Consider the following 20,585-nt stretch of genomic DNA (forward strand, 5'->3'; position numbering starts at 1 on the left):
CGGCCCGCGCAGGCGGCGTCGAGCGCGGGCGACAGGGTGGCGGGCCAGCGCCGGCCGTGGGGCGCGTAGCCGGGGCGGTTGGCGACCGCGATGTGGGCGAGCGCGAACAGATCGGTCCAGCGGTGCCAGGTCGGCAGCCCGGCGAAGGCGTCGGCGCCAAGGATCAGCACCAGCGGCTGCTGCGGGCCGATCTCGGCGCGCAGGCGCTCGAGGGTGGGCACGGTGTAGCTCTTCTGCTGCGCGCGCACCTCGCCGTCGTCCACGCTGAAGCCGGGGTTGCCGGCGGTGGCGAGCCGTGCCATGGCGAGGCGGTCCTCGGCGGTGCTGCCGGGCTCGCCGCGGTGCGGCGGCTGGCCGGCGGGGATGAAGCGCACGCCGTCGAGGCCGAGCGCCTCGCGCGCTTCTTCGGCGAGGCGCAGGTGGCCGGTGTGGATGGGGTCGAAGGTGCCGCCGAGCACGCCGAGCGGGGCCCGGGCGGGCGGCTCGAAAGCGGCTCTGGCCGGCGAAGGCGCGGGCTCAGTCGCCATCGCGCGCGTCGTCGAGTGCGGCGGGATCGCGCGCGGGGTTGCTCTCGGGGAGGCCGAACACGTCGCGGGTGGCGGTGTAGAAACTCGCGAACACGATCGGCAGGATGATCAGCGGCACCGGCAGCGCGGCCACGCTGCCCAGCGTGGGCGAGAGCAGGCCGAGCACCGCGACCACGAGGCCGGGCAGCAGGCCGGCGAAGATCGCCAGCCCGAGCGCGTAGGCGACGAAGGGCCGCCAGTTGCGCAGGCAGGCGTAGAAGCTGAAGAACATCGCCTTGGGTGCGGGCAGCTTCCACCAGCCGGCGAGCGCGGGCGCGAACCAGTAGGCCATCATCACCGGCGTGCTCAGCACCAGGCCGACCACCAGGGTGAAACCGAGCGAGGAGTCGGCCGCGGCCTGCGCGTCCATGTCCTCGCCGCGCATCACAGCGGCCAGGCTGCCGTCGTCGACCAGCATCACCAGCATCAGCACCACCAGGGTGGCCGCGAGGTAGAGCCCGCCGACCACCACCAGGCCCTGCAGGTTGGACTTGAAGCCGGAGAAGAGCACGTCGGGACCGGTCTTGCGTCCGCCGTCGATGGCGCGGCAGGCGTTCAGCACGCCGACCGAGAGCGCAGGCATCAGCAGCGAGGCGACGAGCTGGCCGAGCAGCGGCACCAGGCTGATCACGATGATCGAGAGCAGGTAGCCGAAGGTGGCGAAGGTGAGCAGCGCCGGATTGCGCCGCCACAGCTGCAGGCCTTCGCGCAGCCAGGCCCAGCCGCGCGGCATGGGGAGTTGTCGTGCTTGCATTCGTTTCCAGGGGTCAGGGTTTCGGGGGCGTGTCCGCTGGCGCGGAGTCGGGAGCCGGATCGGATTCGGGGCCGGGCGCGGGGGCGGGAGTGGAGCCGGGCGCGAGGTCCGGGTGGGGGCCCGGTTCGGGAGCGGGCGGTGCCGCGGAGGTGGCTGCGTCATCGGGCGCGGGGTCGGCCGCAGGCGCGAGCAGCACGGGGGCGGGCGGGACGCTTTCGCCCGACGTCGCCCCCGCTGCGGGCGCGGGCGGGGCCGCGGGGGCCGGCAGCAGCGGCGAGAAGGTCTCCTTCCACGCCGCGTAAAGCGCGCCGGCGATCATCGGCACCAGCACCAGCATGCCCAGGCCGGCGGGGATCATCGCCACCCACACCAGCACGTAGAGCAGCGCGGCGAGCACCACGAAGGCGAGCAGGTTGTGGAAGCAGGCGCGCGCGGACAGCCTCATCGCATCCAGCGGCGCGACCTCGTGCAGCATCACCAGCGCCGGGGCGAACCACAGCGCCATCATCAGCAGGGCCCACAAAACGGTGAACACCACCACGCCGAGCATCATGCCGCCGGCGGCGACGCCCGCCCCGGCGATCGCGCCGAGCGCGCCCGCCGCCGCGCCGGTGAGCATCGCGCTACCGCCGATCGCGGCCGCGGCCAGCGCCGCGAGCAGCAGGCCGAGGAGGTGGAAGAGGCCGACCAGCAGCAGGTTGCCGGCATGCTGGCGCAGGCCGTCGAAGAGCTGGCCGACGTGCAGGCGCTCTCCGCGGTCGAGTGTGCGCGCACCGGAGAGCATGCCCGCGACGAGCACCGGCAGGGTCACGGGTGCGGCCGCCCAGCCGAGGAAGGGCACCATGCCGAGCGCGGCGAGGATCACGAAGAAGATCAGCGCCTGCAGCGCCCACACCAGCGGCGCCCGCATGAAGATGCGCCACCCGGCGGCGAGCCAGTCGAGGGCGTGGCCGGGCACCACGTCGCCGGGGGCGGGCGGCGGCGGATGCGGGCGGCGGGGCGGGGGCAGGGTGGCGTTCATCGGCGTCGGGTCGGGGATGGGGCGGGCGTGACAGAGCGGGCGGGGCGGCGTCAGCGCGGCAGGGGCGGCGCCGTGGCGATGCGCAGGCGCAGGATGTCGCGGTACTCGTTCGGGTCCTTCACCAGCACCATCTCGCCCGCGCGCGGCAGGTGGAAGTCGGCCGCGCGCGACATCCAGAAGCGCAGCGCGGCCGCGCGCAGCATGGCCGGCCAGGCGGCGCGCTCGGCGTCGGTGAAAGGGCGCTCGGCGTGGTAGGCGTCGAGCAGCGCGGCGGCACGCTCGGCATCCAGCCCGCCGTCGGGGGTGGAGCACCAGTCGTTGACGGTGACGGCGACGTCGAACAGCAGCGCGTCGTAGCCGGCGAAGTAGAAGTCGATGACACCGCCGATGCGCACCCCGCCGTCGGCATCGGTGTCCCACAGCACGTTGTCGCGGAAGAGATCGGCGTGGATCGCGCCGGCGGGCAGTGCGGCGACGTCGATCGTGGCCTGGAAGGCGATCTCGGCGTCGAGCAGGGTCTGTTCGTCGGCGGGCAGGAAGGGCCGCAGCACCTGCGCGGTGGCGGCGCGCCAGGCGGCGCCGCGCGGGTTTTCCTGGCGGCGGCCGTAGGACTGGCCGGCCAGGTGCAGGCCGGCGAGCATGGCGCCGACCCTCCCGCAGTGCGCCAGGCCGGGGCTCATCTCGGAGCGGCCCGAGAGCCGTACCACCAGTGCGGCGGGGCGCTCCTGCAGGGTGCCGAGGTATTCATTGTGGCGGTTGGCGATCGGGCCCGGCACGGGCAGGCCGTGGCGCGACAGGTGCGCCATCAGGTGCAGGTAGTAGGGCAGCTCGGCGCGCGGGATGCCCTCGAAGAGCGTCAGCACGTAGCGCCCGAGCGTGGTGGTGACGAAAAAGTTGCTGTTCTGCACGCCGGCCGAGATGCCCTCGAGTTCCACCAGGCGGCCGATGGCGTAGTCCTTGAGCCAGTCGGCGAGCACGGATTCGGGAACGGGGGTGAAGACGGACATGCGGACTCCGGGTAAGACGGTCGGATGGGGTCAGGCGGCCTGGGCGGCAGGGATCTCGATGCGGGCTGCGGCCGCGCGGTGCGCTGCAGCCTTCACGACCTGCCAGGCGGCGAGCTTGGCCTCCAGCCCGCGCGCGGCGTGTGCCGGGCTGGTCGAGGGCAGGCGGGTGAAGTGCAGCGGCGGCAGCGCGATGCGGCCGCGCACATGGCGGCGGAAGGCGGTCTCGGCGGCGGTGCCGTTGAAGAAGACGTGGCCGATGTCGGGGCAGGCGGCGAAGAGGCCGGCGAAGTCGTTGGCCTCGATGCTGTCGGGCGCGATCGCGCTGTCGAGGCTGCCGGCGCGCTCGCAGCGGCCGATGACGTCCCACAGCGCGACGCCGGCGGCGGCGAGGCGCTCGAGCCGCTGCGCGTAGGGGAGTTCCGCTCCGGCGCCGAAGAGCGCGCCCATGATCGGCCAGAAGGCGTTGCGCGGATGCGCGTAATACTGCGCGGCGGCGAGCGAGGCCGTGCCGGGCATGCTACCGAGCACCAGCACGCGCGCGTCGGCGCGGAACAGCGGGGCAAAGCTGCGCACCAGCGGTGCGGCGGTCGTGCTCACCAGGACTTGATCACCCACATCGGCACGGCGAGTTCGGGCGTGCCGTCGTGGCGCACCATCTGGCCGTTGCCTTCCTTGTCGATCAGGTAGTAGGGCACGCCGTGGGGCGGTGTGACCTTGACCATGTAGAGCTTGCCGCGCAGGCGGTATTCGGTGACGGTGTCCTCGCCGCGCTTGACGATGGTGACCTCGGGTTCGTCGGCTGCGCCCTCGGCGGGCATCGGCGGCGGCTCGGGGATCGGTTCGAGGTTCGCGGGCTGCTGGGCGAAGGCCGGCACGGCGGCGGCCAGCCACAGGACGATCAGGGTGCGGCGCATGATGTTCTCCGGAAGATGCTGCAATTCTAGCCGGTAATGCGGCACTCAAAGGTTCAGCATCATCTCGCGCTCGGCCGGAAGGGGCTGGAAACCGCGCCGCTCGTAATGCTTGAAGATGGCCTCGACCACCTCCTCGGGCTCGTCGATCACCTGCACCAGGTCGAGGTCTTCGGCGTTGATCATGCCTTCGGCGACCAGGCGCTCGCGCAGCCAGTCGAGCAGGCCCTGCCAGAACGGGCGGTGCACCAGGATGATCGGAATCTTGCGGCTCTTCCTGGTCTGGATCAGCGTCATCGCCTCGAGCAGCTCGTCGAGGGTGCCGAAGCCGCCCGGCATCACCACGTAGGCGGTGGCGAACTTCACGAACATGAACTTGCGCGCGAAGAAGTGCTGGAAGGTCTGCGAGATGTCCTGGTAGGGGTTGGCGGCCTGCTCCAGCGGCAGCTGGATGTTGAGCCCCACCGAGGGACTCTTGCCGAAGAAGGCGCCCTTGTTGGCCGCCTCCATGATTCCCGGACCGCCGCCCGAGATCACCGCGAAGCCCGAATCCGACAGCAGGCGGGCGATCTTTTCGGTGAGCATGTAGTACTTGTGGTCGGGCGGCGTGCGTGCGCTGCCGAAGATCGAGACCGCCGGCCGGATCGCCGCCAGGCGTTCGGTCGCCTCCACGAACTCTGCCATAATCCCGAAGATCCGCCAGGATTCGCGCGCGTTGAAGCGCGGTGCGGTGCTGTCGGGCACGCTGCGGGGGAGTTTGTCTTTCGCGGTCATGTTGTTGTTCTCTAGGATTCGGAATGCCCACCCTGCTGCTCGTCGACGGCTCCAGCTATCTCTATCGCGCCTTCCATGCCCTGCCCGACCTGCGCAATTCGCAGGGCGAGCCGACGGGCGCGATCCGGGGGGTGCTGTCGATGCTAAGGCGGCTGGAAAGCGACTACAAGGCAGAATTTCGCGCCTGCGTCTTCGACGCCAAGGGCAAGACCTTCCGCGACGACTGGTATCCCGAATACAAGTCCCACCGCCCGCCGATGCCCGACGACCTGCGCGCGCAGATCGCGCCGCTGCACGAGGCGGTGCGGGCCGAGGGCTGGCCGCTGCTGTCGGTGGAGGGCGTGGAAGCGGACGACGTCATCGGCACGCTCACCCGCCTGGCGCTCGAGCGCGGCTGGGAGGTGGTGATCTCGACCGGCGACAAGGACCTCACCCAGCTCGTGCGCCCCGGCGTGCGCTGGGTCAACACGATGAGCGAGGAAGTGCTCGACGAGGCCGGCGTGGCGGCCAAGTTCGGCGTTCCGCCGGAGCGCATCGTCGACTACCTCGCGCTGGTGGGCGACACGGTGGACAACGTGCCGGGCGTGGAGAAGTGCGGTCCCAAGACCGCGGTGAAGTGGCTGACCGAGTACGGCACGCTCGACAACCTCGTCGCCAACGCCGACAAGGTGGGCGGCAAGGTCGGCGAGAACCTGCGCAGGCATCTGGACTTTCTGCCGCTGGGCCGGAAGCTGGTGACGGTGGCGACGGATGTGGAGCTGCCGGTGGGGCTGGACGAGCTGCCGGCGCGCGCGGACGACAAGGCGGCGCTGCGCGCGCTCTACGAGCGCTTCGAGTTCAAGTCATGGCTGAAGGATCTGGATGGCGGTGCGGAGAGTGTCGCCGCCTCGAAGGCCGCGTCCGATGCGCGCCGCTTCGACCGCCAGGAAAATCGGGGACAGACCCCGATTTCCGAGGCTGCGACCACGACGCCAGGGGAGGGCGGGGTGTGCGCAATCTCCGCGGATGAGCAAATGAAAGACCTGACCCCGGTCTATCTTCCCATCCTCGACTGGCCGACCTTCGACGCCTGGCTGGCGAAGATCTCCGCTGCCGAGCTCACCGCCTTCGACACCGAGACCACCAGCCTCGACCCGATGGCGGCCAGGCTGGTCGGGATGTCCTTCGCGGTCGAGCCGGGCGAGGCGGCCTACCTGCCGCTGGCGCACCGCGGTGCCGCGCAGTTGCCAGAGGCGCCGGAGCAGTTGCCGCTGGACGAGGTGCTCGACAGGCTCAGGCCCTGGTTCGAATCCGACCGGCACGCCAAGCTCGGGCAGAACCTCAAGTACGACGCCCACGTGCTCGCCAACCACGGTATCGCGCTGCGCGGCATCGCGCATGACACCCTGCTCGAATCCTACGTGCTGGAGAGCGACAAGGCGCACGACATGGATTCGCTCGCCAAGCGCCATCTCGGCCTCGCGACGATCCCTTATACGGAGGTCTGCGGCAAGGGTGCCAAGCAGATCGGCTTCGACGAGGTCGATGTCGCGCGCGCCACCGAATACGCCGCCGAGGACGCCGATGTCACCCTGCGCCTGCACCAGCACCTGTGCCCGCAGCTCCAGGCCCTGCCGCAGCTCGAAGCGCTTTACCGCGAGCTCGAGATGCCGGTGCTCGGCGTGCTGCAGCGCATGGAACGCACCGGGGTGCTGATCGACCCCTTCCTGCTCGGCCAGCACTCGGAGGAGCTCGGCCGCCGCCTGTACACGCTCGAGGGCGAGGCACATGCGCTCGCCGGCCAGCCCTTCAACCTCGGCTCGCCCAAGCAGCTCGGCGAGATCCTGTTCGGCAAGCTCGGCCTGCCCGTGGTCAAGAAGACCGCCACCGGCCAGCCCTCCACCGACGAGGAGGTGCTGGAGAAGCTCGCCGAGGACTACCCCTTGCCCAAGCTCCTGCTCGAGCACCGCGGCCTGTCCAAGCTCAAGAGCACCTACGCCGACAAGCTGCCGCGCATGGTCAATCCGCGCACCGGTCGCGTGCACACCAGCTTCTCGCAGGCCACCGCGGTCACCGGCCGGCTGTCGAGCTCCGAGCCCAACCTGCAGAACATCCCGATTCGCACGCCCGAAGGCCGCCGCATCCGCGCCGCCTTCATCGCGCCGCGCGATCATCTCATCGTCTCGGCCGACTACTCGCAGATCGAGCTGCGCATCATGGCCCACCTGTCGGACGACGCCCGCCTGCTCGAAGCCTTCGCCCGCGGCGAGGACGTGCACCGCGCCACCGCCGGCGAGGTCTTCGGCGTGGCGCCGGCCGAGGTGACGAGCGAGCAGCGCCGCTACGCCAAGGTGATCAACTTCGGTCTCATCTACGGCATGAGCGCGCATGGCCTGGCCAAGAACCTCGGCATCGAGCGCGCCGCCGCGCAGGCCTGGATCGACCGCTACTTCGCGCGCTACCCCGGCGTTGCAGAGTACATGGACCGCACCCGCGTCGAGGCGCGCGAGCAGGGCTACGTCGAGACCGTCTTCGGCCGTCGCCTCTACCTGCCCGACATCCGCGCCAGCCAGGCCGGCCGCCGCGCCGGCGCCGAGCGTGCGGCGATCAACGCGCCGATGCAGGGCACGGCCGCCGACCTCATCAAGAAGGCGATGATCGCGACCGACGCCTGGCTGGCTTCCTGCGGCTTGAAGTCGAAGCTGGTGCTGCAGGTGCACGACGAGCTGGTGCTCGAGGTACCCGAGGCCGAGCTCGAAACGGTGCGGGAAGAGCTGCCCCGGCTGATGGGTGGCGTCGCCACGCTGAAGGTGCCGCTGCTGGTGGAGGTCGGCGCCGGCGACAACTGGGACGAGGCCCACTGAGGCGGAAGCGCCGCAATCGCGACTCGCGTCGCTCCTACGAGAACCGCCGGGCTTCCGAAATCTCCGGTAGGAGCGACGCAAGTCGCGATCCGGCGGTCGAATGACGCAGGCGGTCCCGGAAGCGCCGTGATCGCGACTCGCGTCGCTCCTACGAGAAACGCCGCGGCCATCGTTGCTGCCGCGCGCTTGCGGGCTTGGCATATCATCCGGGCCATGACTGCCGTACCCGATCCGATCGCATCCAGCACGCCCGCCCCCGCCGTCGAGAAGCCGCCCGCGAGCAGCATGAAGGTCTACCTCCGCCTGCTCGGCTACACCCGACCCTTCATCGGCTACTTCGCGCTCAGCATCCTCGGCTTCGCCATCGCGGGCGCCTGCAAGGCGGGCTTGGCCAGCGTGCTCAAATACTTCATCGACGGCCTCGCCACCCCGGACGCGCCGATCGCCACCGGCCTGCCCTGGGTGGACGCGCTCGACCTGATCTTCGCCATCCCGCTCATGATCGTCGTCATCGCGCTGGTCGAAGGCCTCGGCACCTTCCTCGGCAACTACGGCATCTCGCGCGTCTCGCTCGGCCTCATCCACGACCTGCGCACCCAGCTCTTCGGCAGCTTCCTGGTGCTGCCCAACCGCTTCTACGACGCGCACAACTCCGGCCACCTCGTCTCCAAGATCACCTACAACGTGTCGATGGTGACCGACGCGGCCACCGACGCGGTCAAGATCCTGTTCCGCGAGGGCCTCACCGTCGTCGCGCTGCTCGGCTACCTGCTGTGGATGAACTGGCGCCTCACCCTGACCCTGCTCGTGGTGCTGCCCGCGATCGCCTGGCTGGTGTCCAACGCCAGCCGCAAGTTCCGCCGCCTGTCGAAGAACATCCAGACCTCGATGGGCGAGGTCACCCACGTCGCCTCCGAGACCATCCAGGGCTACCGCGTGGTACGCAGCTTCGGCGGCGAGGCCTACGAATCCGCGCGCTTCCGCAAGGCGAGCACCGACAACACCCGGCGCCAGTTGAAGATGGTGCGCACGCAGGAGACCTTCTCGGCGCTGATGCACCTGATCGTGTATTCGTCGATGGGCCTGCTGCTCTTTACCGTGCTGAAGGTGCGCGGCGACGCCTCGGCCGGCGACGTGGTCGCCTACATCACCGCCGCCGGCTTGCTGCCGCGCGCGATCCAGCTGCTGGGCGGCGTCAGCGCACGCATCCAGCGCGGTGTGGCCGCGGCCGACAGCATCTTCGAGCAGCTCGACGAGGCGCCCGAGCCCGACGCCGGCACGGTCGAGCGCGAGCGCGTCGTCGGCCGCGTCGAGGCGACGGGGCTGGGCTTCACCTACCCCGGCGCCGAAGGCAAGGCGCTGCAAGGCATCGACTTCAAGGCCGAACCCGGCCAGATGATCGCGCTCGTCGGCAAGTCCGGCAGCGGCAAATCCACGCTCGCCAACCTCATCCCGCGCTTCTACCAGCACGACGAGGGCCGGCTGCTGGTCGATGGCGTTGCGGTCGAGGACTACAGGCTGGCCAACCTGCGCCACCATATCGCGCTGGTGACGCAGCAGGTCACGCTCTTCAATGGCACCGTGGCGCAGAACATCGCCTACGGCGAGCTCGCCGGCGCCAGCCGCGAGCAGATCGTCGCCGCCGCCGAAGCGGCCAACGCGCGCGAGTTCATCGACCGCCTGCCGCAGGGCTTCGATACCGAGATCGGCGAGAACGGCGTGCTCCTTTCCGGCGGCCAGCGCCAGCGCCTCGCGATCGCGCGCGCGCTGCTGAAGAACGCGCCCATCCTGATTCTGGACGAGGCGACGTCCGCGCTGGATACCGAGTCGGAGCGGCTGATCCAGGCGGCGATCGAGCGCCTGATGGAGGGACGTACGACCATCGTCATCGCGCACCGGCTGTCGACGATCGAGAAGGCGGACCAGATCCTGGTGATGGAGGCCGGCCGCATCGTCGAGCGCGGCACGCATGCGGAGCTGGTGGCCCGCGGCGGCGTCTACGCGCGCCTGCAGGCGATGGGGATCGAGCCGGACGCCGCAGCTTGAGTTGCGATCGTGCGCGTATCGAGCCGCGCAGCGATCGCTCCGCCGCCGCAATCGCGACTCGCGTCGCTCCTACATCTACGCCCGCGCCGGTTTTCGTAGGAGCGAAGCAAGTCGCGATCGGGCGATGGACCCACCGCGATCCGCATCGGAGCCGTGCATCGCGACTCGCGTCGCTCCTACATCTACGCCCGCGCCGGTTTTCGTGGGAGCGACGCAAGTCGCGATCGGGCGATGGATCGACCGCGATCCGCATCGGAGTCGTGCATCGCGACTCGCGTCGCTCCTACATCTACGCCTGCGCCGGTTTTCGTGGGAGCGACGCAAGTCGCGATCGGGCGATGGACCGACCGCGATCCGCATCGGAGCCGTGCATCGCGACTCGCGTCGCTCCTACGCGCGCTTCAGATCCCGCAGGCGGGGGTTGTTCGCGTCCTTCGCCGACAGCTGCGGCGCTTCGATCGGCCACGGGATCCCCACGTCCGGGTCGTTCCATGCCAGACCGCCCTCGTCCGCCGGGAAGTAGAAATCGGTGCACTTGTACTGGAAGTCCGCCACCTCGCTGAGCACGCAGAACCCGTGCGCATACCCGGGTGGCACCCACATCTGGCGGTGGTTGTCGTCGTTCAGTTCGACGCCGACGAACTTGCCATACGTCGCCGAGGCCGGGTCGATGTCCACCGCGACGTCATACACCGCCCCGCGGCTCACGCTCACCAGCTTGCCCTGCGGGCGCGTCGTCTGGAAATGCAGCCCGCGCAGCACGCCGCGCTGCGAGCGCGAGTGGTTGTCCTGCACGAAGGGCAGGGTGATGCCCGCCTCGCGGTAGCGCTCGACCTGGAAGGTCTCGAGGAAGAAGCCGCGGTGGTCGCCGAAGGCCTTCGGCTCGATGATCAGCACCCCGGGCAGTGCGGTCTCGATCACCTTCATTGCCCGCCCTCCTGGCGCAGCAGGCGCTTGAGATACTGGCCGTAGCCGGTCTTGCTCAGCGCTTCGGCCTGGCGGGCCAGTTGCGCGGCCGACAGCCAGCCCTGGTTGTAGGCGATCTCCTCCAGGCAGGCCACCTTCAGGCCCTGGCGCGCCTCGATGGTCTGCACGAAGTGGCTCGCCTCCATCAGCGAATCGTGCGTGCCCGTGTCCAGCCAGGCGAAGCCGCGTCCGAGCAGGCTCACGTGCAGATCGCCGCGCTGCAGGTAGGCGTTGTTGACGTCGGTGATCTCGAGCTCGCCGCGTGCCGAGGGCTTCACCTGCCTGGCGATCTCCACCACCGAGTTGTCGTAGAAGTACAGCCCGGTGACCGCGTAGTTCGACTTGGGCGCCTTGGGCTTCTCCTCGATCGAGATCGCCCTGCCGCTGGCGTCGAACTCGACCACGCCGAAGCGCTCGGGGTCGGAGACGTGGTAGCCGAACACCGTCGCCCCGCGCTCGCGGCGCGCCGCCTCGCGCAGCATGGCGCTGAAGCCGTAGCCGTAGAAGATGTTGTCACCCAGGATCAGGCAGACGTGGTCGTCGCCGATGAACTCCTCGCCGATCAGGAAGGCCTGCGCCAGGCCGTCGGGCGAGGGCTGCTCGGCGTAGCTCAGCGCGATGCCGAAGTCCGAGCCGTCGCCGAGCAGCTTGCGGAAGTTGGGCAGGTCGTCCGGGGTCGAGATCACCAGGATCTCGCGGATGCCGGCGAGCATCAGCACGGACAGCGGGTAGTAGATCATCGGCTTGTCGTAGATCGGCAGCAGCTGCTTGGAGACGCCGCGCGTGATCGGATGCAGCCGGGTGCCGGAGCCGCCGGCGAGGATGATGCCTTTCATGGTTCGAAGGTCCTGGGTGAGAGGGAGCGGACGGTCTGGTGACGAAGTGCGTGCGGCGATGGGGTGCGAGTCGTTTCCGGTTGGAAGTCTACGCCATCGAGCCGCCGGCGTGACCGTCGGAGGGCGCGATGCACGTCGTGCGTGCGGGGAGCCATCGATGCGGTCCTTGCGTGGTCAGGCGCCGCGATCGCGACTTGCGTCGCTCCTACGGGAACCGGCGCGTTCATTGGCGCTCGGCTTGGCCTGTAGGAGCGACGCAAGTCGCGATCGCGGCGTTCGGATGTCCGCAGCGGATCGGTGTCTGGACGGCCCATCGCGACTTGCGTCGCTCCTACGCGGAGGCGGCGATGCGGGCGAGGCAGGCATCGCACAGGGCGCGGGCGCGGGGCTCGTCGGCGGCCTCGGCGTAGCAGCGCAGCTCGGGGGCGTTGCCGGAGGGGCGCAGGTGCACGATCTCGCCGGTGGCGAAGCTCGTGCGCAAGCCGTCGGTGGTATCGATCGCGATCACGTCGCCGGCGTCCGGCGCCATCAGCGCGGCCGCCTCCGCGGGGGTCTGCTGCAGGCGCGCGATCAAGGCGCGGCTGAACTCGGTCGGCACGTTCTGGATGCGGTCGCTCGCGGTGAAGCGGCGCGGCAGGGCATCGGCCAGCTGCGACACTGGACAGCCCTTGGCGCGCGCCATGGCCAGCAGGGCCAGCATCGGCAGCAGCGAATCGCGCGTGGGCAGGGCCTTGAGCCGTGCTGCGCCGGCGGGCAAGCATTTCTGCGTCGCCTCGGGCCCATCCGTCGCAACTTCGGCAGATCCAAAGCCGCCCGTCCCAACGCTGCCCGCCCCAACGCTGGCGGTTTCCGCCGCACTTGCCCCGATCGCCTCCCCATACTCGACATCGCTCCCGAGCAGGAATCCCCCGTTCGCCTCGTAGCCCACCACCCGCCCCGCGCCGCGCTGCGCGTCCATTCCGGCGATCACGTAGGGCGAGCCGATGCGCGTCCGCAGCACCTGCCGGAACGCGCCGCACTTCTCCACTGCGGTGTTGCTGCTCACCGGCGTCACCACCACGTCGGCGTGCAGATACTGCGCGCACAGGATGCCCACCACGTCGCCGCGCAGCCAGGTGCCGGTCTCGTCGCCGATCAGCGGGCGGTCGGCATCGCCGTCGGTCGACAGGATGGCGTCGAAGCGATGCGCCTGCGCCCATGCGCGCGCCTGCGCGATGTCCTCGGCGCGCACGGCCTCGGTGTCGATCGGCACGAAGGTGTCGGTGCGCCCGAGCGACAGGACCTCGGCGCCGAGGCGCTCGAACACCGTGCGCAGCACGTCGCGCGCCACGCTCGAGTGCTCGTACAGCGCCACGCGCATCCCGGCGAGCGCGCCTTCGCCGAAGAAGGCGGTGTAGCGCGCCACGTAGGCCTCCAGCGCGGAGGCGTCCACCGCGGGCAGGGGCGCCGGCGACAGCGCATCGGGCACGGCCACCTCCGCATCGAGGATCGCCTGCTCGTCCGCCTTGTCGATCTCGCCGTCGGCGCGATAGAACTTGATGCCGTTGCGGTCGAAGGGGATGTGGCTGCCGGTGACGACGATGCCCGGAGCGCGCTGCAGCGCGCAGTAGTAGGCGAGCGCGGGCGTGGGCAGGGCGCCGACGAACACCGCCTCGCGCCCCGCGTCGCGGATCGCCTGGATGCAGGCCGCGGCGATGCGCGGGCTGCTCGGGCGCAGGTCGTGCCCGACGACGACGCGCGCGCTGTCGGTCGCAATGCTGCGCAGGAAGGCCTGCGCGTAGGCGTAGCAGACCGCGTCGGAGAGGTCGCTGACGAGGCCGCGCACGCCGCTGGTGCCGAAGCGCGCGTTGTGGGCCTCGGCGAGGTGGTGGAGTCGTGTGTTCATCGGATGTCGGTGAATCGGGGGATGGAGAAAGTGGATGTCGCCCGCGCGTGCCGATCGTGCGGCAGCCTTCCGTAGGGTCCTTATGTAGGAGCGACGCAAGTCGCGATCCGGCGATCCGGCGATCCGGTTGCTCCGGGCGTATTGCAGATCCCGGACGCTTGGATCGCGACTTGCGTCGCTCCTACAAAAGCGAAACCGCGGGCGCTACTCGTATATGTGCATTTCAGGCGCCGACGTCCTCGAACACCTCGTCCAGCCCGATCTCCAGCTCCAGTGCCGCCAGCACCAGGCCGCGCGCGCTGTCGCCGGTGGCGAGCAGCCAATCGTTGGAGGGCAGGCGGCGGAAGATCTCGACGCTGCGTCGCTCCGGATCGACCAGCACGTACTCCTGCAGGCTGTCGAGCATGCGATACGCGGCGAACTTCGCACCGCGGTCGTAGGCGGCGGTGCTGTCGCTCAACACCTCGATGATCACGCGCGGATGATGCAGTACGCGCTCGGCGGCGAGGTCTTCGGGGTGGCAGCTCACCATCACGTCGGGGTACAAAACCGCGTCGGCCTGCACCACTTCGAGCTGCATGTCGGAGATGTAGGCGCGGCAGGGCGTGCCGCGAAGCTTCTGGCGCAGCGAGGTGGCGATGTTCAGGGCCACGACGACGTGATCCTGCCGCGCCCCGGCCTGGGCGAACACCTCGCCGGCGACGTAGTCGTGCTTCATGGGCTGTTCGGCTTCCCAGGCGAAGAAATCCGCGCGCTCGAAGCGCGCGGCGGGTTGAGGCAGGGCCATAATGGGCGAGCTCCCGATCCTTGATATGGCTGAAGTCTAGCAGGGCGAGGGCGGGGCGCTCGATGCACGCCGAAGGATATGGGCGGGGCGGCGAGCAAATGAAAGACCTGACCCCGGTTTTCTGTCCCAAATCGACCCGCTATGCTCGACTAAACGAAGGAGTTCCCGCCATGGACTTGCCCAAGCGCAGACCCGATTTCGGCATCGACGCTTACATGGCGTGGGAAGAGGATCAGCCCGAACGCCACGAGTAGCTCGGCGGCGAGGTGTTCGCCATGTCCAGTGGCACGGATGCGCATTACACGATCCTGCTCAACACCGCGACGAACCTGAAGGTCGCACTTGCCGGCAAGCCTTGCCGCGCCTTCATCTCCGGCATGAAGCTGCGCGTCGACCGCGCCGACGCCGTCTTCTACCCCGACGTCTTCGTCACCTGCGACCCGCGCGACCGCCAGCCCGAGGCCAGCCTGGCCAAGCAGCACCCGGCGCTGATCATCGAGGTCCTCTCCGACTCCACCGCCGCGTTCGATCGCGGTCGCAAGTTCGAGCACTACCAGCAGATCGATACCCTGCAGGAATACCTGCTGGTCGAGCAGGACCGCAAGCACGCCGACCTTTTCCGCAAGAACCGCGAGGGGCTGTGGGTGCTGCACCCGGCGGGCGAGGGCGACGTGGTGAGGCTGGAAAGCGTGGGGACCGAGCTGGTGCTGGAGGGTCTGTACGAGGATGTCGAGTTGTGAGCGGATTCCGTGCCTGAACTCGTCGCAGCGAGGAAGGGTGGAACGCAGAAATCGCGACTTGCGTCGCTCCTACGGCAAACCGCTGCGCTTCCGGAGGCGCCTGTAGGAGCGACGCAAGTCGCGATCGCTACCCATGGCAGCGCCCTCAGCCGTGTCGCTCGCCGCTCCGCGCTCCGACGCTGTCCACCTCGAATCCCACCACGCTGCGGCTTTCCCGGCTGAGCTCCACGCCGATCAGGTGGATCGGCTCGCCGCGGGCGCGGTACTTGTCGGCATAGGCCCGATCGCGCAACTGCTGCAAGGCCTTGCCCTCGGGCACCAGCTCCACCACCTTGAACTCGAACAGATACACCTGCCCGTTGAACAGCACCGCCATGTCGATACGGCCCTTGTTGGTCGCATCCTCCAGCCGGATGTCCAGCCCCAGCGCGGCGAAGTGGCTGTAGAAGACGCTGGCGTAGTAGCCCTCGTATCGGGCAATCGGGTTGTTGCGGTACCAATCGTGCGGAATGCTGGCGAAGAAGGCGGTGATCAGCCGCTGCAGCCCGGCGAAATCGTTGGCCATCAGCCGGCGATACAGCTGGCCGGTGTGCTGGCCCGACAGCAGCGTCTCACCGCCCACCAGGCCCGCCAGCACCGCTGCCGTTGAGGCTGGCCTGCACCTCGAGGTTGGGGTATTTCGTTCTTCCGCTATCGCCCTCAAGTTTCAGATTCTATCGAGTCGACAGCTGCTATTTTGACCCAGAGGGCCCGGGAAGACGAAAGCGAGGAGGGATTTCATTGCTCATTGCTCGATTTCAAGTGGTGCCGGCCTCTGCGCAGCAGTTCGCTGTACACAGAGAGTGTTTGTTGCAGGATGATCCTTTCGTCGAATTCCGCTAGCGCCTTCTTGCGTGCATTGGCGCCCATGTGGACTCTCAGATCAACATTGTCGTCGAGCATCGCAATGGCATCCGCCAGTGCGCCCGGAGCCTTGATCGGGATCAGAAGGCCGTTTTCGCCGTTGGCAACGACTTCGCGACAGCCTGGGACATCTGTCGTGATGATTGGCAATCCGCAAGCACAGGCCTCGATCAGGCCTTTCGGCAACCCTTCACGGTAGCTGGGCAGCACCACGAGATCCACTGTGCGATAGAGCCCGGGCATATCGTCCACATGCCCCAACCACTGCAACAGGCCGTCGTGCTGCCAGCCCGCCACCTGTTCCTCGGGGACCGCTGCAGGGTTGCCCTTGTCCGGCTCCCCCGCTAGCAGAAAGTCAATGTTCCTGCCGGTGTTTTTGAGCTGCCGAGCAGCCTCTACGAACTCCGCAATACCCTTGTCCCATAGCAAGCGGGCCGGTAGAAGCACCTTAAGAGCCGAGGTGCGCTCACGTGCCTGCTCTACCGGACTGAACCGATTGCAGTCCACGCCCGAGCCCAGAATCAACCGTATCCCCTCGGGTGTGGCTAGTCCCGTCCTCCTGAAAAGTTCTACATCATCGGGATTCTGCAGGATGAGACGTGCATCAGGACCCTTTAGCGCCAGCCGAAGCAGGGCACGTACGATCGGGCGCAGCAGGCGCGCCTTAAGGTCGTCGCTGCTGAAAACGTAGCCCATGCCGGCCACTGCATTGATACGTGCCTGAACGCCGGCCAGCCTTGCCGCCAGCGATCCATAGATCGCATTCTTTATGGTAAACCCATGGACTAGCTCTACCCGCTCTTCGATCAGTAGTCGTCGTAGCCAGAATATCAAGGCGAGCTCGCGCCAAGGGTTGAGGCTGCGCCGCTTCATAGGCGCAGGCAACCATCGCAGACCCATTTGGGTCAGTCTGGGGCCATAGGGGCCGGCTGGTGAGACCAGAAGGACCTCGTACCCAGCGTCGCGAAGCGCGAGAGCTAGTGATCGTCGAAAGTTGAACAGATACCAATCGGTATTGGCGAATAGCAGTACTTTCACCGTGATTTGCCTCTGCGGGGTGGCTCGGACGGACGTTGAACGTTTGATTCAATCTCGCACATGTACGGCTGATTCCGGTTAGTACTGCCTCCACACCACCCGCTTCACGTAATCCGTGTAGCTGTGGATGATGCGCACCACCTTGTCCGACACGTTCGGCATGCTGTAGTCGGCCACCTGGCGCAGGCTGCGTTCCTCACCGCGCGACTGCGACGCGAGCACCGCCAGCCCCTGGCGCACCCGGTCGACCTCCAGCCCCACCATCATCACCGCCGCCTCTTCCATGCCCTCCGGCCGCTCGTGCGCCTCGCGCAGGTTCAGCGCCGGGAAGTTGAGGATCGACGACTCCTCGTTGATCGTGCCGCTGTCCGACAGCACCGCCTTGGCCGAAAGCTGCAGCTTCACGTAGTCGTGAAAGCCCAGCGGCTTGAGCAGCCGCACCATCGGGTGGAACTTCGCGCCGGTGGCATCCACGCGCTTCTGCGTGCGCGGGTGGGTCGACACGATCACCGGCAGGCCGTGGTCTTCCGCCACTGCGTTGAGCACCGCCACCAGCTTGGTGAAGGACTTCTCGGATTCGATGTTCTCTTCCCGGTGCGCGCTCACCACGAAGTAGCGCCCCGCCTCCAGCGCCAGGCGCTGCAGCACGTCCGACGCCTCGATGCGCGGGCGATAGTGCGTCAGCACCTCGAACATCGGGCTGCCGGTCTTGATCACCTGGTCGGGCGGCAGGCCCTCGCGCAGCAGGTAGTCGCGCGCGATGGTGCTGTAGGTGAGGTTGATGTCGGCGGTGTGGTCGACGATGCGGCGATTGGTCTCTTCCGGCACGCGCTGGTCGAAGCAGCGATTGCCCGCCTCCATGTGGAAGATCGGGATCTTGCGCCGCTTGGCCGGGATCACCGACAGGCAGCTATTGGTGTCGCCCAGCACCAGCATGGCCTCGGGCTGCACCTCGCCCAGCACGCGGTCGACCGCGATGATCAGGTTGCCGATGGTGTGCGCCGCGCCGGTGCTGCCCTCGGCGCTGTTGAGGAAGTGATCCGGCTTGCGCACCCCCAGGTCGTCGAAGAAGACCTGGTTGAGCTCGTAGTCGTAGTTCTGACCGGTGTGCACCAGTACGTGCTCGCAGTGCTCGTCGAGCGCCGCCAGCACGCGCGACAGGCGGATGATTTCGGGCCGGGTGCCGACCACGGACATGACTTTGAGTTTTTTCATGGGGATGATCGTTTGGTTCGTGTTGGAGCGGCGTTGGCGATCGACGGCATATCGCGACTTGCGTCGCTCCTGCGGCTGATCCTGTAGGAGCGACGCCAGTCGCGATGCCCGTTACAACGGACACGCATACGTATCCGGCTTCGCCCGGTCGAACACCTCGTTCGCCCACAGCATCACCACCATCTCGTCGCTGCCGATGTTGGTGATGTCGTGCGTCCACCCCGGCACCGTCTCCACGATCTCGGCCTTGCTGCCGCTGGTCACCCGCTCGTGCGTCTCGCCCGTCTGCATGTGGCGGAACTTGAAGCGGGCCTCGCCCTTGATCACCAGGAACTTCTCGGTCTTGGTGTGGTGGTAGTGGCCGCCGCGGGTGATGCCCGGGTGCGCGGTGAAGAAGGAGAACTGCCCGCAGTCGGGCGTCTTCAGCATCTCCACGAACACGCCGCGCGCGTCGCCGTGCATCGGCACGGAGTAGGCGAAGAGTTCCGGCGGGAGGTAGCTCACGTAGGTGGAATACAGCGCGCGCACCAGGCCGGTGCCCACGCGTTCGGTCACCAGCGTGTCGCGGCTGGCGCGGAAGGTCTCGATCAACCGCGCCAGCTCGCCCACCGTGGTGGTGTATTGCGGCGTCACCGTGGCGAAGCCCTCGGCGTCCACCGCCGCATCGGCGCCGTCCATCAGCTCGATGAAGCGCTCGACCACGTCGTCCACATACACCAGCGTCACCGGTGCGGCCGGGTCGTTGATCTGGATCGGCAGCCCACGGGCGATGTTGTGGCAGAAGGTCGCCACCGCCGAGTTGTAGTTCGGCCGGCACCACTTGCCGAACACGTTGGGCAGGCGGAAGACGTGCGCCGCCGCGCCGCTGCGCGCCGCAAAGGCCTGCAGCGCCGCTTCGGCCGCGCGCTTGCTGGCGCCGTAGGGGTTGTCGCGGGCGGCCTGGGTGGACGAGCTGCAGACGATGGCGATCCTGCGCCCGCTTGCCTGCATCTCACCTTCCACCGCCGCCACCAGCGCCGCGGTCAGGTCGGCGTTGCCGGTGACGAACTCCTGCGGATCCTGCGGTCGATTCACCCCGGCCAGGTGGAAGACGAACTCCACCCCGTCGAGCAGGCGCGGCAGCTCGGCCACGGTGTTGGCACGCGTGAAGCACACCACCTCCACGTCCTTGCGCTCGGCCAGGTGCTGCTGCAGGTTCTTGCCGACGAAGCCGCCGGCGCCGGTGATCAGGACCTTCATCGCCTCAGCACTCCTCGACGGTGGTCGTCTCGCCGCGGGCTATGCGCTGCATGCCTTCGAGCTTCAGCAGCAGCTGCGTCATGCCGTCCACGTCCAGCCGCGTGGTGTTGTGCGAGTTGTAGTCCTCACCGTGCGTGGTCTGCGTCAGCTTCGCCTCGCCCTGGTCCACGAACTTGCCGTAGTTGAGGTCGCGCCCATCGGCCGGCACGCGGAAGTAGTCGCCCATGTCCTCGGCGCAGGCGCGCTCCTCGCGACTCAGCAGCGCCTCGTAGAGCTTCTCGCCATGGCGGGTGCCGATGATGTTCACCGCGTGCTCGGGCTTGCCCATCAGCCCGGTCACCGCGCGCGCCAGCGTCTCGATGGTCGCCGCCGGCGCCTTCTGCACGAAGATGTCGCCGTTGTTGCCGTGCTCGAAGGCATACAGCACCAGGTCCACCGCATCGGCCAGCGTCATCATGAAGCGCGTCATGCTCGGGTCGGTGATGGTGATCGGCTTGCCCGCCAGCACCTGCTCCACGAACAGCGGAATCACCGAGCCGCGCGAGGCCATCACGTTGCCGTAGCGCGTGCCGCAGATCACCGTGCCGGTGCCTTCCAGGTTGCGGCTGGTGGCCACCATCACCTTCTCCATCATCGCCTTGGAAATGCCCATGGCGTTGATCGGGTACACCGCCTTGTCGGTGCTCAGCACCACCACCCGCTTCACCCCGGCGGCGATCGCCGCCTCGAGCACGTTCTCGGTGCCCAGCACGTTGGTGCGCACCGCCTGCATCGGGTGGAACTCGCACGACGGCACCTGCTTGAGCGCCGCGGCGTGGAAGACGAAATCCACCCCGCGCATCGCCTGCTCGACGCTGCGCTGGTCGCGCACGTCGCCGATGTAGAACTTGAGCTTGGCGCTGTTGTAGCGCTTGCGCATGTCGTCCTGCTTCTTCTCGTCGCGGCTGAAGATGCGGATCTCGCCGATGTCGGTATCGAGGAAGCGCTTGAGAACGGCGTTGCCGAAGGAACCGGTGCCGCCGGTGATTAGTAGTGACCTTGAAGCGAACATGAA

20 protein-coding genes are annotated in these 20,585 nt (G+C 68.3%); 4 read left to right on the forward strand and 16 right to left on the reverse strand.

What is annotated here, in order from left to right; translation table 11 throughout:
* The 7 genes from nadD to C665_RS03925 all read right to left on the reverse strand — a co-directional run.
* Positions 1-527 (reverse strand): nicotinate-nucleotide adenylyltransferase (nadD, locus tag C665_RS03895; RefSeq protein ID WP_004300673.1); only part of this gene is annotated, 527 nt, incomplete at its 3' end.
* The gene (locus tag C665_RS03900) at positions 517-1,320 is read right to left on the reverse strand and encodes a BPSS1780 family membrane protein (RefSeq protein WP_245537136.1); all 804 of its coding nucleotides are present in this window, start codon (positions 1,318-1,320) and stop codon (positions 517-519) included. The genes C665_RS03900 and nadD, both read right to left, overlap by 11 nt.
* 13 nt (positions 1,321-1,333) lie before the next feature.
* Positions 1,334-2,341 carry a BPSS1780 family membrane protein gene (locus tag C665_RS03905; RefSeq protein WP_004300677.1) on the reverse strand — a complete coding sequence of 336 codons (1,008 nt, stop codon included), beginning with the start codon at positions 2,339-2,341 and terminating at the stop codon, positions 1,334-1,336.
* A gap of 50 nt (positions 2,342-2,391) precedes the next feature.
* Entirely contained in the window at positions 2,392-3,348 is a 957-nt protein-coding gene (locus tag C665_RS03910) for a homoserine kinase (RefSeq protein ID WP_004300679.1), read from the reverse strand.
* A 30-nt stretch (positions 3,349-3,378) separates the two neighbouring features.
* Positions 3,379-3,945: a DNA-deoxyinosine glycosylase gene (locus tag C665_RS03915; RefSeq protein WP_004300681.1), complete on the reverse strand. Its 567-nt coding sequence runs from the start codon at positions 3,943-3,945 to the stop codon at positions 3,379-3,381.
* A complete protein-coding gene (locus tag C665_RS03920) occupies positions 3,942-4,262 on the reverse strand; it encodes a DUF2782 domain-containing protein (protein ID WP_004300684.1) in 321 nt (106 codons plus the stop codon). The genes C665_RS03915 and C665_RS03920 overlap by 4 nt, the downstream gene beginning before the upstream one ends.
* Positions 4,263-4,307: 45 nt before the next feature.
* Positions 4,308-5,033 carry an LOG family protein gene (locus C665_RS03925; protein WP_004300686.1) on the reverse strand — a complete coding sequence of 242 codons (726 nt, stop codon included), beginning with the start codon at positions 5,031-5,033 and terminating at the stop codon, positions 4,308-4,310.
* A 23-nt stretch (positions 5,034-5,056) separates the two neighbouring features.
* Here C665_RS03925 and polA point away from each other — a divergent pair, with 23 nt between their 5' ends.
* On the forward strand, positions 5,057-7,876 hold the full coding sequence (polA, locus tag C665_RS03930; protein WP_004300688.1) for a DNA polymerase I: 2,820 nt from the start codon (positions 5,057-5,059) through the stop codon (positions 7,874-7,876).
* Between the two features lie 285 nt (positions 7,877-8,161).
* Positions 8,162-9,922, forward strand: a complete 1,761-nt coding sequence (msbA, locus tag C665_RS03935) for a lipid A export permease/ATP-binding protein MsbA (protein WP_004300689.1) — start codon at positions 8,162-8,164, stop codon at positions 9,920-9,922.
* A gap of 390 nt (positions 9,923-10,312) precedes the next feature.
* Here the strand turns inward: msbA and rfbC are convergent, their stop codons facing one another.
* From rfbC to C665_RS03955, 4 genes are all read right to left on the reverse strand, one after another.
* Entirely contained in the window at positions 10,313-10,849 is a 537-nt protein-coding gene (gene rfbC, locus C665_RS03940; RefSeq protein ID WP_004300691.1) for a dTDP-4-dehydrorhamnose 3,5-epimerase, read from the reverse strand.
* Complete coding sequence (gene rfbA / locus C665_RS03945; RefSeq protein WP_004300693.1) at positions 10,846-11,724, reverse strand: glucose-1-phosphate thymidylyltransferase RfbA; 879 nt, start codon at positions 11,722-11,724, stop codon at positions 10,846-10,848. Before rfbA ends, rfbC begins: the two co-directional genes overlap by 4 nt.
* A 331-nt stretch (positions 11,725-12,055) precedes the next feature.
* The gene (locus C665_RS03950; protein WP_004300695.1) at positions 12,056-13,609 is read right to left on the reverse strand and encodes a phosphomannomutase; all 1,554 of its coding nucleotides are present in this window, start codon (positions 13,607-13,609) and stop codon (positions 12,056-12,058) included.
* Positions 13,610-13,832: 223 nt separating this feature from the next.
* Positions 13,833-14,396 (reverse strand): Uma2 family endonuclease, encoded by a 564-nt coding sequence (locus C665_RS03955; RefSeq protein WP_004300697.1) that lies wholly within the window; start codon positions 14,394-14,396, stop codon positions 13,833-13,835.
* Between the two features lie 98 nt (positions 14,397-14,494).
* Here C665_RS03955 and C665_RS21055 point away from each other — a divergent pair, with 98 nt between their 5' ends.
* Together C665_RS21055 and C665_RS03960 are read left to right on the forward strand one after the other, a co-directional pair.
* Entirely contained in the window at positions 14,495-14,650 is a 156-nt protein-coding gene (locus tag C665_RS21055) for a hypothetical protein (RefSeq protein WP_245537137.1), read from the forward strand.
* Positions 14,651-14,662: 12 nt separating this feature from the next.
* Entirely contained in the window at positions 14,663-15,136 is a 474-nt protein-coding gene (locus tag C665_RS03960; protein WP_004300702.1) for a Uma2 family endonuclease, read from the forward strand.
* Between the two features lie 145 nt (positions 15,137-15,281).
* Here the strand turns inward: C665_RS03960 and C665_RS03965 are convergent, their stop codons facing one another.
* From C665_RS03965 to C665_RS03985, 5 genes are all read right to left on the reverse strand, one after another.
* Positions 15,282-15,758, reverse strand: coding sequence for a PD-(D/E)XK nuclease domain-containing protein (locus C665_RS03965; protein WP_012586153.1), 477 nt, complete (start codon positions 15,756-15,758; stop codon positions 15,282-15,284).
* A gap of 155 nt (positions 15,759-15,913) precedes the next feature.
* Positions 15,914-17,077, reverse strand: coding sequence for a glycosyltransferase family 4 protein (locus tag C665_RS03970; RefSeq protein WP_012586151.1), 1,164 nt, complete (start codon positions 17,075-17,077; stop codon positions 15,914-15,916).
* A gap of 78 nt (positions 17,078-17,155) precedes the next feature.
* Positions 17,156-18,292, reverse strand: a complete 1,137-nt coding sequence (gene wecB / locus C665_RS03975; RefSeq protein ID WP_004300708.1) for a non-hydrolyzing UDP-N-acetylglucosamine 2-epimerase — start codon at positions 18,290-18,292, stop codon at positions 17,156-17,158.
* 111 nt (positions 18,293-18,403) lie between these two features.
* Positions 18,404-19,531, reverse strand: coding sequence for a UDP-2-acetamido-2,6-beta-L-arabino-hexul-4-ose reductase (wbjC, locus tag C665_RS03980; RefSeq protein WP_004300710.1), 1,128 nt, complete (start codon positions 19,529-19,531; stop codon positions 18,404-18,406).
* Between the two features lie 4 nt (positions 19,532-19,535).
* On the reverse strand, positions 19,536-20,582 hold the full coding sequence (locus C665_RS03985; RefSeq protein WP_004300712.1) for a polysaccharide biosynthesis protein: 1,047 nt from the start codon (positions 20,580-20,582) through the stop codon (positions 19,536-19,538).
* Positions 20,583-20,585 lie beyond the last annotated feature (3 nt).

It is taken from the genome of Thauera aminoaromatica S2 (genome assembly GCF_000310185.1).
GTDB classification, from domain to species: domain Bacteria; phylum Pseudomonadota; class Gammaproteobacteria; order Burkholderiales; family Rhodocyclaceae; genus Thauera; species Thauera aminoaromatica.

Excerpts from the sequence above, each read along its gene's own strand:
- C665_RS03905 (WP_004300677.1), bottom strand. The coding sequence starts at position 2,341 with ATGAACGCCACCCTGCCCCCGCCCCGCCGCCCGCATCCGCCGCCGCCC.
- C665_RS03985 (WP_004300712.1), bottom strand. The coding sequence starts at position 20,582 with ATGTTCGCTTCAAGGTCACTACTAATCACCGGCGGCACCGGTTCCTTC.
- C665_RS03925 (WP_004300686.1), bottom strand. The coding sequence starts at position 5,033 with ATGACCGCGAAAGACAAACTCCCCCGCAGCGTGCCCGACAGCACCGCA.
- C665_RS03950 (WP_004300695.1), bottom strand. The coding sequence starts at position 13,609 with ATGAACACACGACTCCACCACCTCGCCGAGGCCCACAACGCGCGCTTC.
- C665_RS03900 (WP_245537136.1), bottom strand. The coding sequence starts at position 1,320 with ATGCAAGCACGACAACTCCCCATGCCGCGCGGCTGGGCCTGGCTGCGC.
- rfbC (WP_004300691.1), bottom strand. The coding sequence starts at position 10,849 with ATGAAGGTGATCGAGACCGCACTGCCCGGGGTGCTGATCATCGAGCCG.
- rfbA (WP_004300693.1), bottom strand. The coding sequence starts at position 11,724 with ATGAAAGGCATCATCCTCGCCGGCGGCTCCGGCACCCGGCTGCATCCG.
- wecB (WP_004300708.1), bottom strand. The coding sequence starts at position 18,292 with ATGAAAAAACTCAAAGTCATGTCCGTGGTCGGCACCCGGCCCGAAATC.
- C665_RS03910 (WP_004300679.1), bottom strand. The coding sequence starts at position 3,348 with ATGTCCGTCTTCACCCCCGTTCCCGAATCCGTGCTCGCCGACTGGCTC.
- wbjC (WP_004300710.1), bottom strand. The coding sequence starts at position 19,531 with ATGAAGGTCCTGATCACCGGCGCCGGCGGCTTCGTCGGCAAGAACCTG.
- msbA (WP_004300689.1), top strand. The coding sequence starts at position 8,162 with ATGAAGGTCTACCTCCGCCTGCTCGGCTACACCCGACCCTTCATCGGC.
- C665_RS03920 (WP_004300684.1), bottom strand. The coding sequence starts at position 4,262 with ATGCGCCGCACCCTGATCGTCCTGTGGCTGGCCGCCGCCGTGCCGGCC.
- C665_RS21055 (WP_245537137.1), top strand. The coding sequence starts at position 14,495 with ATGAAAGACCTGACCCCGGTTTTCTGTCCCAAATCGACCCGCTATGCT.
- polA (WP_004300688.1), top strand. The coding sequence starts at position 5,057 with ATGCCCACCCTGCTGCTCGTCGACGGCTCCAGCTATCTCTATCGCGCC.
- C665_RS03955 (WP_004300697.1), bottom strand. The coding sequence starts at position 14,396 with ATGGCCCTGCCTCAACCCGCCGCGCGCTTCGAGCGCGCGGATTTCTTC.